Source organism: Luteimonas sp. 22616 (assembly GCF_052044325.1).
GTDB lineage: Bacteria > Pseudomonadota > Gammaproteobacteria > Xanthomonadales > Xanthomonadaceae > Luteimonas.
This window is the reverse complement of sequence record NZ_JBQEMW010000001.1, coordinates 2,571,351-2,585,041: the sequence shown is the minus strand read 5'-3', so window position 1 is coordinate 2,585,041 and position 13,691 is coordinate 2,571,351. Positions and strand designations below refer to the sequence as shown.

General features: G+C 62.2%; 6 protein-coding genes. All 6 read left to right on the top strand.

Features of this window, described 5'->3' with window-relative positions; all coding sequences use genetic code 11:
- The first annotated feature begins 72 nt into the window (after window positions 1-72).
- The 6 genes from ACTJIL_RS11845 to ACTJIL_RS11820 all read left to right on the top strand — a co-directional run bounded on the left by ACTJIL_RS11845 (window position 73) and on the right by ACTJIL_RS11820 (window position 13,656).
- Window positions 73-3,132, top strand: coding sequence for a TonB-dependent receptor plug domain-containing protein (locus ACTJIL_RS11845; RefSeq protein ID WP_440755704.1), 3,060 nt, complete (start codon window positions 73-75; stop codon window positions 3,130-3,132).
- Between the two features lie 35 nt (window positions 3,133-3,167).
- A complete protein-coding gene (locus ACTJIL_RS11840) occupies window positions 3,168-6,440 on the top strand; it encodes an amidohydrolase family protein (RefSeq protein ID WP_440755703.1) in 3,273 nt (1,090 codons plus the stop codon).
- Between the two features lie 280 nt (window positions 6,441-6,720).
- Window positions 6,721-7,284, top strand: a complete 564-nt coding sequence (locus tag ACTJIL_RS11835) for an RNA polymerase sigma factor (protein ID WP_440755702.1) — start codon at window positions 6,721-6,723, stop codon at window positions 7,282-7,284.
- Window positions 7,281-8,324 (top strand): FecR family protein, encoded by a 1,044-nt coding sequence (locus ACTJIL_RS11830; protein ID WP_440755701.1) that lies wholly within the window; start codon window positions 7,281-7,283, stop codon window positions 8,322-8,324. The genes ACTJIL_RS11835 and ACTJIL_RS11830 overlap by 4 nt, the downstream gene beginning before the upstream one ends.
- 85 nt (window positions 8,325-8,409) lie before the next feature.
- Window positions 8,410-11,493, top strand: a complete 3,084-nt coding sequence (locus tag ACTJIL_RS11825; protein ID WP_440755700.1) for a TonB-dependent receptor domain-containing protein — start codon at window positions 8,410-8,412, stop codon at window positions 11,491-11,493.
- Between the two features lie 138 nt (window positions 11,494-11,631).
- Window positions 11,632-13,656 (top strand): zinc-dependent metalloprotease, encoded by a 2,025-nt coding sequence (locus ACTJIL_RS11820; protein ID WP_440755699.1) that lies wholly within the window; start codon window positions 11,632-11,634, stop codon window positions 13,654-13,656.
- The last annotated feature ends 35 nt before the right edge of the window (window positions 13,657-13,691 follow it).

Genomic DNA, 13,691 nt, shown 5'->3' with positions numbered 1-13,691 from the left:
CGCGCGCGTCATCAATCTTCCCAAGGGGATACACCGGGCATCGCGCCCACCACCGACTGGGGAGAAGGTTGCATGCATCACCGCAAGACCCGAATCACGGCCGCCGGCCACCTCTCGTGCAAGGCGCTGGCGCTGGCCGTCGCCATTGTCGCCTGCCTGCCCGTCCACGTGGCAGCCGCAGAGCCCGACACCGCGCCGGACGCCGTGGTCGATTTCGACATTCCCGCAGGCGACCTGTCGCTGGCGCTGGAGCGCTTCAGCACCCAGAGCGGCATCCAGGCGATGTATCGGCAGGAACTGGTGGCCGGCAAGCGCGCGCCCGCGGTGAAGGGCGCGCTTGCGCCCGCGGCCGCCCTGGCGAAGCTGCTGGCCGGCGCAGGCCTGGCTTCAGAGCGGGTCAATGCCAGGACCTATGTGCTCAAGGCGGCGGCAAAGGCGAAGCCGGCCAGCGAGAAGCCTGCGCAGCAACCGAAATCCAACAGTCCCGCGAGAGAGGATACGGAGCGGAATGAGGTTCATGACCTGGCCGACGTCGTGGTGGTCGGTTCCCGGCTCGGCTCATCGCCCGTGGAGTCGGCGATGCCCATCAAGGTCATTACACGGGACGAGATCGATCGCACCGGCGCCGGGAACATCATGCAGGTACTCAGCTACCTTCCGGAGGTGCCGATCAACAATGACGAAGATCAACAGATGATCGGCATGGGCGGCATTACGACAGGCGGCAACACCAACTCGACAACCGTGCAGATGCGTGGCATGCCGCGGGGCACGACGCTCGTTCTGATCAACGGGCGGCGCACAGGCGAATCTCCTGCGTTCAGCTCCAGTGGACTTTTCGATCTAAGCACGATCCCACTTTCACTGGTCGAGCGTATCGAAGTTTTGCCGGCAGGTGCATCGGCTGTTTACGGCGGTGATGCGCTGGCGGGCGTCATCAACATCGTTCTTCGAAAGGATGCGAGCGGGCTTGAGCTACGTGTTCGGAGAGACGTGGCCGAAGGCTACGGAACCAGCCAGGCAAGCGCCATGTGGGGCAAGTCCTGGGCCAAAGGCGCCATGACCGCCACTGCAACGTGGAGCGACAAGGGAGCACTGTACAACCACGAGCGCGCCCTCACGGCCGATAGCGACTTCCGCAGGTTTGGCGGGGCGGACCTCCGGAACCTGTCGGGATTCCCGGCCACCGTGTACTCACTGGACGGCTGTCCCGCCTCGCAATTGTCCTGCGTAGTGCCATTGGATCAGCGCAATCCACTGCCGGGGCTGGAGTCTCCGGTGGCGGTCGTGCCCGAGGGTAGCAACGGCATTGGTCTGAAGCCGGAAGATTTCCTGGCGACCCAAGGCATGACGAGCAAGCAGACGAATCGCCGTCATCTCCGCTCGCCCGAGGAGAACTACGGACTTCATGTGAATGGCCACCTGGAACTGTCTTCGAGTGTTGAGGCATTCGCAGAGTGGACCCATACCAGACGCAAGGTTCCTGCCTACCAGGCTCAGTTCGTTCTCTTCGGGGGCGAGAGAGGCCCAGCACAATCCCTCGTTCCCGCGGACCATCCCTTCAACCCGTTCGGTGTTCCAGTCGGTGTGAACTTCTTCTATAAGGAGACAGGAATCTTCACATCGTTCGAGCAGCAGCACCAGCGTGCATTGCTCGGCTTACGCGGCACACTCGGGCGCTTCTACTGGGAAGTATCCGGATTTCGTGCGCGCGACGAAGCAAGGAGCGCGGGAGGGCGGGCTTTTGACGCTAACAAGATCGCCGCGGCGCTGGCTTCCAAAGACCCCGCAACAACCATCAATCCGTTCGTAAGCGACGGCAGCGCACCCGCGTCCCCGGAAGTCCTGAGGTCCCTGCTTGCCACGGGACTGTCCAATGACATGGGATCGCGTACGAGTGGACTCAATGGCTACGTGCGCGGTCCCGTGTTCAACCTTCCCGCTGGCCAGGTAACCGCGTTGCTGGGCGGAGAAATCCAGACAAACCGTCTTGAACTCGATACCAACGACCAGGCACAGATTTCCCCGCATCTGCAGGGAAGCTCCACCAATCGAGCCGCTTTTGCCGAAGTGCGGGTCCCTGTACTTTCGCCGCGCAAGGGGCAGGCGTTCGAGCGTGTCGCCATGACCGGCGCGTTGCGTCGGGAGACCAGTGACCGGTACTCCGGAAATGCGTTGACAAAGACCATCGGCCTGGAAGTGCGGCCTTGGGAATCGCTGCTGCTTCGTTCGACTTACAGTACGGGCTTCAGGCCGATCACAGTCTATTCGGTCTCACAGGACCCCCGGACATTTCAGAACGCGGCTGTAGATCCGAAATTTCCGAATGAGGTCGCCAGATTCGAGATGCTTGTCAGCGGTGGGGTGGCTCCCGATCTTGTTCCCGAAACCAGCAGAACGATCACCATGGGCGCCACTTTCCGGCCATCGGAGGACTGGAGCATTTCCATGACGCATTGGAGCATCAAGTTCGTTGACCAGATCTCCTCTCTCAGCCCGCAGGCACTCATCGAGAACGAGCACCTCTATCCGCACAGGGTGCGGCGCAATCCGGAGACAGGCCGAGTCGAGTTCATTGATTCGCGCCCGATCAACATCGCGCTTCGGGACACGGCTGGAATAGACGTCGGCATTGACGGCTTCTGGAGCACGGAACTCGGCGATTTCTACCCCGCGTTGGCCGCCACCTTTACCTACAGCTACGAGCAACAGCTCACGAGTCAGGCGCCGGTGGTCTCGAACCTGGCGTTGTACGACCCCGCCGGATGGGCGCCGCGCTGGAAGATCGTGCCGCGCCTGGGATGGGAGTATCGAGACACGGCCAGCGCAATGCTGGTAGGGCGCTACGTCAACCGCTACAGAGATGCCAGCCCACTGAGAACGGGGCCTGATGCAGGCAAATACCAGGATCTGGGGGAGTTCTGGATCTTCGATTTGAACATCAACCTGAATCTTGGCCGCATCTTTCCGCAGCGCAGCTCCCTTTCCGGTTCCAGCCTGACGATTGGTGCGAACAACATACTGAACCGGTTGCCGGACTTCTGTGCGGGTTGTGGTGTCTCGGGATACGACGCCAGCCAGTACGACATCCTGGGGCGAAAGCTCTATGCCGAGATCAAAATGAGTTTTTGATTCCCGATTCGGCACCATGAAGATATGGAGACGCCATGCTGATTCATCTGCAGAGGTGGGGGCTTGCCGCGCTGGCTTGCCTGGCTACGTTCGCTGGTGAAGCCGGTGACCGAGTACCGTTCTGTGGCGCCGCAGATCGGTTGCTGGAGTTCACTGCCACGGAAATCACCGCCGCCAATGTGGATATCTCTCCCGACGGACAGCGCCTTGCATTCGAGGTGCTTGGGGACATCTACATGGCTTCTGTGCATGGAGGCAAGGCAACCGCGGTGACCAGTGGGCCGGACTGGGATGTTCGCCCAGTCTGGTCACCTGATGGCAGGGAGATCGCCTTCATCAGTGACCGGAGTGGTGGCGACCAGGTTCATGTCATCAACGTGGATGGCCCGCGAAGCATCAGCAGGTTCGCCGACAGTCCTGATAACGGCGGCTCGTCGGAGTTTGTGGTCCCAGCTGCCGAGTGGATGCCGGATGGCAGTGCAGTGGTGGTTGACGGTCATCGGCTCGGACCGAAGGGAACAGCATCCTCTGAAGCCTCCCCTGTCGGCGAGTTTCGCGGTGGCACTTATCATTGGAATGGCGAATCTCTCTATCATTTTGAGCCGGTTTCAGTGTCGAGCCGGGAACAAGGTACGAAGTATGAAATGTGGAGATTGCGGCGCAGGGGCGGCAGCTGGGAAAAGCTGGGGCAAACTCCACCGATAGCGGCTTCCATTCGTGAAGCTCCGCAGGTATCACGCGATGGTCGCTGGCTGGTTTATCGTGCTCGCGTGCCCCGTACCGACCTGACCATCCCCGGCCATCAACCGGCGACGGACGAGAGCCACGTCGATATCATTCGCGTCCGCGATCTGCGGTCAGGCGAGGATCGCGTTCTGGTGGCGCCGGGTCTATCCCCGGGTTGGCTAAGCAACGGGCTGGGCAAGCCGTTCGCGAATACCGAGCGATACGCCATCCTGCCGGATTCGATGCACCTTGTCGCTGCGTATGGCGGAGCATTTCACAGGATCAATCTGGGAACGGGGCAGATCACGGCGATACCGGTCTCCATTGACGTGTCGCAATGTCTGTCAAACAAGGCGAGCAGCGAGATACGGGTGGAACGTGGCCCGATCAACGTCCGGAGCATTCGCGGTGCCACCATGCGGCCCGACGGCAGGCAGCTCGCGTTCTCGGCCTTGCGACGACTTTACGTGATGGACCTGCCCGGTGGGGCTCCCCGCGAGCTGGTAAAGGACATGCCGGGGGAGTTCCAGCCAAGCTATTCTCCCGATGGTGAGTGGCTGGCGTTCGTTTCGTGGAGTGAAGTGCACGGTGGGCATGTTTGGCGCGTGCGCTCGAATGGGGGAGTGCCGGAGCGGCTGACAGGAGGGCCGGGCTACTACCAGTCGCCAACCTGGTCTCCCGACGGGAGATATCTTGCCTTCGTCGGAAATGAAAGCATTGATGCCGGAGAAGCAGCAGGCTATTCGTATCAAGTGGCGGGCGGGCAGATTTATGTATTCGCGAATGAGGAACGCAGCCTCAAGAAGCTGAGCGTGAACGCGTGGCTCGGGCATCCGCTTGGCTTCACGGAGCAGGGGGAAAGACTGCATTTTGCGGCGTTCCATGACGGCCATATCAATCACAGTCTGAGTTCTGTTGGCATTGACGGCACAGACATTCGCAACGACGGAATCGATGGCTGGTTGCCGAGTCGCGCCAATGTGGAGGCAGTTCCATCTCCGGATGGGAGATTCGTGGCGATGGTCAAGCATGGGAATCTCTATCTTGCGAAGTGTCCTCGAGCTATCGGAACGCCGGAATTCCGGGCAGCGGCATGTATCGAGGCGAAGGTCACGCGTGAAGGCGCGCTGGACCCGCGCTGGAGTGCGGACGGCGGGCAGCTTGAATGGTCGTTTGCCGACCTTCATTACCGGGCGGATGCGCGTGAGCTATTGGCCGCTCTGGGCACTTCGGGCGTGCATGATCAAGTGACTCCGCTGGTCGAGGTCACGAGGATGCCCTTCGCGGTGCCTCGCCGTGTTGGCGAGGGTCTGATTGCCCTCAAGGGTGCGCGCATCATCACCATGCGAGGCGATGAAGTGATCGAGGATGGCACGGTCGTTGTCGAGAATGGCAGAATCCGTGCCGTCGGCCGTTCGGAGGATGTCGAGATTCCGGTTGGTGCGGACGTCATGGAGCTTCATGGGCAATCCATTGTGCCGGGATTCATTGATACACACGCGCACATGTTTCTTCCGCGCGATCTGATCTACTCGAACTACAGCAAATCCATGATTTTTCTCGCATTAGGCATCACCACTGCGAAGGATCCCTCTGCCACAAGCGAAGATGATCATGCGTATTCAGAGCTCATCGATGCGGGCATGATGGTCGGTCCGAGAATCTACTCGGCAGATGCCCTCGTTCGCGGTCCGCACAAGTTGGATTCATTCCAGGACGCTGTGGACTGGGCGCGTCGCGAAAAACGGCTTGGTGCAACATTCCTCAAGTATCACACCGGGTGGAATCGCAAGCAGCGGCGCTGGATCATCGATGCGGCGAGAGAGTCCGGGCTGAACGTTGCGGCCCACTACGCAATTTCGAACTACTCACCAGGCAGGCTGAATCTGTCGACGGTGACCGATGGTGCAACTACTTCCGAACATGCGTTCTCAGACTACCGGGAAACCTTTGGGGATGTTGCCAGGTTCATGGCCGGATCCGGAACGATCATCAACTTCGCCTCGATGGCGGCCCTTGGATACTATCCATTCCGCTTTTGGAACAGCTTGAGCAAAGATCCCCGTGTCCAGCGCTTCTACAAGAACGAGCCCCCGGGCAAGCGTGATCTTCCACCTGCGGATCTCGACAGTCAGAAGCTTCCTGCGCTCGCCCGTGGTGCGGAGCACAATGTGCGCCTGCTCAGAACGATCGCCGATATGGGGGGAATGGTCAGCGTCGGCTCGCATGGCGATATCGAGGGCGTCCAGTACCAGCTGGAAATGTGGGCGTACGCGCGTGGTGGGATGGGGAATCACGAGGTTCTGCGCGCAGCTACCTTGCACGGCGCGTATGCATTAGGAATGCAGGCAGACCTTGGCTCCATCGAGCCAGGAAAAATTGCCGATATCCTGATCCTCGGCAAGGATCCGTTACGGGACATCCGGAATACCTGGTCGGTCGAGCAGGTGATGAAGGATGGTGTGCTCCGCAATGCGTACACGCTCGATGAGATCTGGCCGCATCGAGTTCCCTTACCGGAGTGGCGCATGAAGAGTGACGACGGTCAGCCAGGCGGGAGCAGTCCAGGGGCCATGCACTGATCTCGATGGTCTTTCGGTTGACCAGCGCGTGATGCTGGGCCGGTTGCCGCTTCATGGATATTGTCGAAAGGAAGGGATGCCTTCCGGCATACGTCGATACAGTTGTCAGCAGAATCTGACGAGGCTGGCATCAGGGAAAGCGTCAAGACGCGCGGCAGTAAGGGCCCCCTACCGCATTCGGACGTGATTCCGCCGAGCGGTGAAAACAGGCCTTTTCCGGTTGCCTTGTCGACGCGGTGATGCGAGATTCCAACCGTCGCCATCCGCATCCGATTCATTCATGGGCAATGTCGTCCATCTCGCAAACAGCGCCGGGGATCCCGGCGAAGCCGGGGTCGAACCGCAAACGTTCGAGGTGTTCTTCACCGAACACCGCCGGGCGCTGTCGTCGTATCTCCGGCGCCGGATGGCCAGCGAGGCCGACGTGCAGGAGGTGGTGCAGGAAAGCTACGCCCGCATCCTGAGCTACGGCTATGGCTGTTCGCGCCCGCCCGTGGTCTGGAAGGCGCTGCTCTATCGCATTGCCACCAACCTGGCCTTCTCGCGTGGCCGCATGGACCGGGCGCGGAATCAGGCCGGCCACGTGCCGCTGGACGATGTGGATCTGGCGTGCGAAGCGCCGTGCCAGGAGCGCATGGTGTCGGCCCAGCAGGAGCTGCGCCTGGTCCGCCAGGCCATCCTCGGGCTCAGCCCGAAGTGCCGCAAGGTGTTCCTGCTCAGCCGCACGCATCACAAGACATACCCCGAGATCGCGGATCTGTGCGGCATCTCGGTGAAGATGGTGGAAAAGTACGTCTCGCAGGCACTGGCCGCGCTGCGCCGGGAATTAGGGGGTCGGCCATGAGCGGCGTCCTTGAAGGTATGGATGGAATCGCACCGGCCGATGTCGCGGCGCGCTGGCATGCGCGGCTGATCGCACCGGACTGCACGCTGCGCGAGCGCGAGAAGTTCGAGGCTTGGCTGGGGCAGTCGCCGGAGAATCTGCTGGCTTTCGAAGAAGCCAAGGCACTCTGGGTCGGGCTGGACGGGCTGGAGGACGACGAAGTGCTCGCGCCGCACGTCGTGGCCGCCCTGGAGCCGGAGGCCGACCCGTTCATGGCGCAGTGGACGCGCGCCACCGAGGGCGTGGCACGGGCCAGGCCGGCGCCACGCCGGCGCCGCTGGCTGGCGATGGCGGCGAGCGTGGCGACGACCGCGATACTGGCGGTGGTGCTGTGGCCCTCGGCCCGGGTGCAAGCCCCGCCGGTGCCGTACGCGGCGACAGACAGTATCGAATCTGTTCGCCTGGCCGACGGCTCCGTCATCGCGCTGGATCTCGACACCGCGGTAGCCGCACGGATCGACAGCGAGCGTCGCAGCCTGGAACTGCAGCGCGGCCGGGCGGTGTTCGATGTCGCCCGCGATGCGTCACGGCCCTTCGTCGTGGACGCCGGGGTGGGCACGGTCACCGCGCTGGGCACTCGGTTCCAGGTGCAGCGCAGCGGCGAACATGTCTCGGTCACGCTGCTCGAAGGTGCGGTGGGCATCTCGACGGCCGCACGCAGCACGGTGGGCGGGCGCATGTTGCGACTGGTCCCCGGACAGACTGCGCGCTACGCGCCGGAGACGGCCAGCTGGAGCGTGGAAGCAGCCGACGCCCCGGCGCTGACCAGTTGGAGCGAAGGCTTCCACGTATTCGGCGCCACGCCGCTCGGCCAGGCCATCGCGGACATCAACCGCTACTCGGATGTCACGCTGGTGCTGGCTGGCCCGGACATGGAAAGCCTGCCGGTCAGCGGCAGCTTCAAGCTGGGTGATGGCAAGGCCGTTGCCGAAGCGCTTCCCTATGCGCTTCCCGTGAAGACGGAAGCGCGCGACGGAAAGATCGTGATCTCGCGGCGGTAGGGGAGCGTGCGTGCCGGGCGTCTCAGGTGAATGAACCACTGATGCAGTGCATCAGTCATCCACAGCCGCTTGGGGAGAGCACGCCGTGAACCGATCCAGCCACCGCCGCACACCATCGTTCCTGAAACAAAGTTGCCTGTCCGTGCTGATCGCGTTTGCGCTGAATGGCACTCATGCCGTCGCGCAGACGCCTGATGCCAGCATCCAGTACGCGGTGCCTGCCGGCGATCTTGTCCAGGTGATCAACCAGATCAGCCGCAGCAGCGGTGTTCAGATCGTCTATGACATCGAGTTGCTGCGAGGGAGGCGTGGCGCTGCGGTATCGGGTGCTATGACCGTGGCGCAGGCGCTGGACAGGGCGCTGGCCGGAAGCGAATTGAGCTGGACTCGCGTTACCCCGACCACTATCACGATCCAAGAGGCCGGCTCTGAAACCAAAGCGCCTGTCTCGGATGGCAAGCCTACCGCCGTGCCGCGCACACGGTCCCGAGCTGGTGCACGGGCGGAAGTGGCAGAGCTCGACAAGGTGGTCGTCGTCGGTTCGCGGCTGGGTTCGACGCCATCGGAGTCCGCGTTGCCGATCACGGTAATCACCCGCGATGAGATCGAGCGCTCCGGCGCCAGCAGCATCGCGCAGATGCTCAGCTACATGTCAGAGGTGTCTGTCAACGGCAGCAGCAATGGCTCCATCGGCAGCGTGGGCGGCAACCTGGGTTTGAGTGGTCGGGACACCAATGCCACGTCGGTGCAACTGCGCGGATTACCGCTGGGCACCACGCTGATCCTGATCAACGGACGCCGTTCGGGCGAGTCCTCGTCGTTGATGCAGAGTGGCCAGTTCGACCTGAGCACAATCCCGCTCGCCATGGTCGAGCGCATCGAGGTGCTTCCGGCCGGTGCATCGGCCGTGTATGGCGGCGACGGCCTGGCCGGCGTGGTCAACATCGTCCTGCGGCGCGATGCCAACGGGATCGGTGCGCGCCTGCGCTACGCGCATGCGGACGGCCATTCGGAGAAGCAGGCCAGCGTCCTGCTCGGCAAAAGCTGGTCGCGTGGCTCAGTGACCTTGTCAGTGACAGGAAAGAAAGGAGAAGGGCTTGAAGGTGCGCAGCGCCGCCTGCTGGCCAATACCGATTTCACTCGTTTCGGTGGGCGCGATTTGAGGTCCTCGACCACGGTCTATCCGGGCAACGTCTATTCGCTGGACGGATGCCCACCATCGCCGGCTTTGTGCTTCTTGCCGGTGGAACAGCGCGGCAACCTGCCGGGGTTGGACTCGCCGTTTGCCGGCATTCCCCTTGGACAGGACGGGAATTCGCTATCGCCGCAGGACTTTCTCAACACTGCCGGCACATTGAACAGGTCGTCGCAGAACGTGCAGTTGATTTCTCCGGAGACCAGCAAGGGACTTACTTTCAACGGACATTTTGATCTCACGTCCGATACGCAGCTGATCGGCGAGCTGATGTACAACCGGCGTTCGGTTCCTGCCAGCCAACTGCCGTTCCAGACAGCCGACGGTAGCTATGGATTTGATAGTGGTGTCGTCGGTGCGGACAACCCATTCAATCCGTTCGGCGTGCCGGTTGCCGTGGATTACTGGTATCGCGATACGGGGGTCTATCGCGATTACTCGCAAACTTTCTGGCGTGCCATGGTGGGCGCGCGAGGCAAGCTGAAGCGGTGGGAGTGGGAGGCCACCTCATGGCGCTCGCGCGATACGTCCGACACCGGAAACGTGTACGCGTTTGTTTCCAACAGGTTCGCGTCGGTGCTCAACGCGTCCGATCCGGCCCGGGCCCTGAATCCATTTTCCGGTGATGGCACAGCGCCCGGTTCCAGGGACTTGCTGATGTCGCTGGTCAGCAGGACGAAGACGCAGTTTGGTGCCGCCGTGACCGGGGTGAATGCCTATGCGCAAGGGCCACTGTTCAAGCTCCCCGCGGGCCAGGTCGAGGCGTTGCTGGGTGTTGAATACCAAAAGCAGCAGCTGATCTCGAAGATGGGTATCTATGACGAGTCGGCGCTTGATTACTCACCGGTAGAAAACGTCAGCGGACCCAACTACAGCCATGCGTTGTTCGCCGAGGTGCGCGTACCGATTCTTGCGGGAAAGGCGGAAGGCCCGGGCAAGCTGGTGGCTACGGGGGCCTTCAGGCTTGAATCCACCGGACGGATTGCCGAAAAGGCCCGTACCGAAACGCTGGGCCTGGAATACCGCCCGATTCCATCGCTGCTGGTGCGTGGCATGTACAGCACGGCGTTCAAGCCGCTGCCCATCTATTCCGTCGCCCAAGAAACTCTCGCCAGCGAGTATCAGTATTCTGTGCAGGATCCGAAGATGGGTGGCGCCACGTTCATGGTCAAACCCATTAGCGGAGGTGGCTTGCCGCCCAACTTGCAGCCGGAAACCAGCAAAACCAGGAGCCTGGGCGTGGTGCTTTCGCCCTCGGCCGACTGGCGGTTCTCGTTGTCGGCGTGGAACACCGAGCTGGATGATTTGTTGTACATGTCTTCGCTCTTCCTGCCATTCCAGTTTTTCATGGATCATGAAGACGAGCTTGCCGGGCGCGTGATCCGCGATCCGGCGTCCGGTGTGCCGGTAAGCATCGATATGCGCCCCTTCAACGTCAACGCCGTCAGACTCTCTGGCGCGGACGTGGCCGCCAATGGCCGTTGGCAGACAGGTTATGGCGAGTTCAATGTGGGCCTCTCCGCCACTTACACCCACGATTACCGGCAGAAACTCACGGCGGTTTCGAAGGAAGAGAACCATCTTGGCGTCATCCATCAGGCGGGATGGGCACCCCGCTGGAAAATCGTGCCGCGCCTGGAATGGTTCCACCGCGATGCCAGCATCAGCTTGCTGGGGCGTTACGTGAGTACATACGAAGATCCGAGGCCATTGCTCTCGGGTCCGAGGGCCGGGCAAAAGCAACAGCTGGGCGACTTCTGGATGTTCGACACCAATATCGAGCTGCCGATCGGTCGCTACCTTGGCTGGGGCAGCAAGGGCGACTTCCTCGCTGGAGCGCGCCTGGGGCTCGGCGCCCGCAACCTGTTCAACCGGCTGCCGGACTTTTGCAACGACTGCTCGCTGGGCTATGACGCGAGCCAGTACGACATCGTCGGACGCACCGCCTACGTCGAGCTGCGCTTCGGCTTCTGAGCCGCCGTCGCACAAACCACGCGCCGCCGCTCCGGCAGGGCGGCGTGCCATCCATGAAGACGGTGATCAGCCGGAGCGGGCGATGCGGCGTCGCGCGGCCGATTGGAAAGCACCGTACCAACATCGGCAGGAACTGAGATGACAAAAGCAATGCGGATCATCGCGTGCGTCAGCATCGCGCTCGGCATGGTGGCATCCGACAGCAGCAGCGCCCGTGCCGCCGGCACGGCTGGAGAAAGTGCGCCCTTGCTGCGCGTGCACCTGCACAGGGGCAAGGTGCAGCTGGCCTTCGCCGAGGCAGCCTTCGGCCGCGACATGGTCGTTGCAACCCATAGCAGCGGCGCGTCAGCAAGTCCGAACTATCAGTTGATCCGCTGGCAGCGCGAATCGGGGGCGATCGTGCTGCGTTCGACGCCCGAGGGACGTGAACACGAGTCGCGCCCGAACTGGCTGGACGCTTCCATCGTCGTGGCGAGGTTCCCGACCGTTGCATGCCGTCAGGAGAAGATGGCCGCATGCATCGATGCGACTGGCCTGTTCACGGACAAGCTGAAGGGCGGGTGGCGGCTTGCCGGGCAGGGTCCGCACGTGGCGGTGGAAAGCGCGACCACGTATCCGCGCAATGTCGTGATCGGAGTGGCCAGACGGGACACCTCGAAGCGTGGAGGCTGGACGAAGTGGAGCTTCGTGCCTTTGCCGGAAATCCCCATGCCGAAGCGGGCCTACGACTCTCGCATGGGGTACTTCTATCCGGGTTTCCTTGCGTTTGAAATGTACGCGGATGAGCGGGCCGCTTCCGTGCAGCCGCTGCTGCAAGCGCAGCCGCTGTTGCGCTGGCGCCTGCAAGCCACGGGTCCGTCGAAAATAACCATGTATGTGGACCCTCGCGCACCGAAGCGCTGGGTGCCGTGGATGATGGAAGGCATCGAGTCGTGGCGCCCGGCATTGGCCGCAGCCGGATTCGACAATGCGATCGAGGCCGTCGATGCGGCCGGCATCGACGGCTGGAGTTTCGACGATGTGAACAACTCGGCCATGTGCTGGGGAGGGGGGAGCTGCGGCTGGAAAATCTTCGATCCTCGTTCCGGCGAGATATTGCAGTTTCAGATGTGGGGGGCGGAGAGTGCCTTGAAAACTCTCCTCGCCCGCTATGTCGTGACCATGGCGGCGGTGGATCCGCGTGTTCTTGCCGATGCGCGTTCGGATCAGGTGGCGGGCAGTCTCATCAGGCGCACCACCACGCATGAAATGGGCCATGCACTGGGGTTGCGCGATGGGCGATTCGGACCTGGGGCCTATACCGTCGAGCAGGCGCGTTCGTCGGCATGGGTGGCGACCCACGGTTTCACGCCAAGCGTGATGAACTACACGCGCTTCAACTATCTGATCCAGCCGGAGGATGGCTTCAGTCCCACGATGACCGTGGGGAGCGTGGGGCCGGGCGATGTCCATGCGATCCGGCGGGGGTATGAGTTCGCTGGCACGTCGTCGAAAAGCGAGTCCGACATGCGTGCGGAGTGGCTCAGGCAGCAGGCAGTCGATCCGGCGTATCGCTACGGGGCTTCGTACATCCCGTACCTGACGCCGAGTGATGTATACGAGGCGGTCGATGTCGATGATCTGGTCGAGGCCGCACGGTTGGGTGTCAAGAATCTCGAGCGCTCGCTGGCGGCGATCGGCGAACGCCGGCCGTTCGCCGAGGACGACGAGGTGGCCGCACTGCTGACACCCGAGCAGCTGCATGACACGGCGATTGATCAATGGATGTTCATGGTCAAGCCGATCACGTCGTTGATTGGCGGCTATCGGCCGCGGCCCGGCATCAACGCGGACATGTGGCGCGAGGATCTGGACATGTCGCAAGTGATGCCTGTGGATGCGCAGATGCAACGTCAGGCCATGGAATACCTGTGCACCAACGTGTTCCCGGCACCTCCCGAATTTCTCGTGGATGGTCTCTTGCAGCGAAACGCGAACATCACGCGGGCGCAAGCCGAGGAGCGGCTGCATGGCGTGCGAAGCCGGATGCTTGGCGATCCGCTGTTGTATCCGATACGTCTGCAGCGACTGGTCGAGGCCCAGGCTTCTGGCCAAGGTGCCTTCGGCATTCTCGATTTCGTGCGGGCGCTGAGTTCCTGCGTGGTGCCTCCGGCCGAGCGGTAACAGCGCATCCGGTGCTTGGGTGGCGGCGAAGAGAC

Excerpts from the sequence above, each read along its gene's own strand:
- ACTJIL_RS11845 (WP_440755704.1), top strand. The coding sequence starts at position 73 with ATGCATCACCGCAAGACCCGAATCACGGCCGCCGGCCACCTCTCGTGC.
- ACTJIL_RS11840 (WP_440755703.1), top strand. The coding sequence starts at position 3,168 with ATGCTGATTCATCTGCAGAGGTGGGGGCTTGCCGCGCTGGCTTGCCTG.
- ACTJIL_RS11835 (WP_440755702.1), top strand. The coding sequence starts at position 6,721 with ATGGGCAATGTCGTCCATCTCGCAAACAGCGCCGGGGATCCCGGCGAA.
- ACTJIL_RS11830 (WP_440755701.1), top strand. The coding sequence starts at position 7,281 with ATGAGCGGCGTCCTTGAAGGTATGGATGGAATCGCACCGGCCGATGTC.
- ACTJIL_RS11820 (WP_440755699.1), top strand. The coding sequence starts at position 11,632 with ATGACAAAAGCAATGCGGATCATCGCGTGCGTCAGCATCGCGCTCGGC.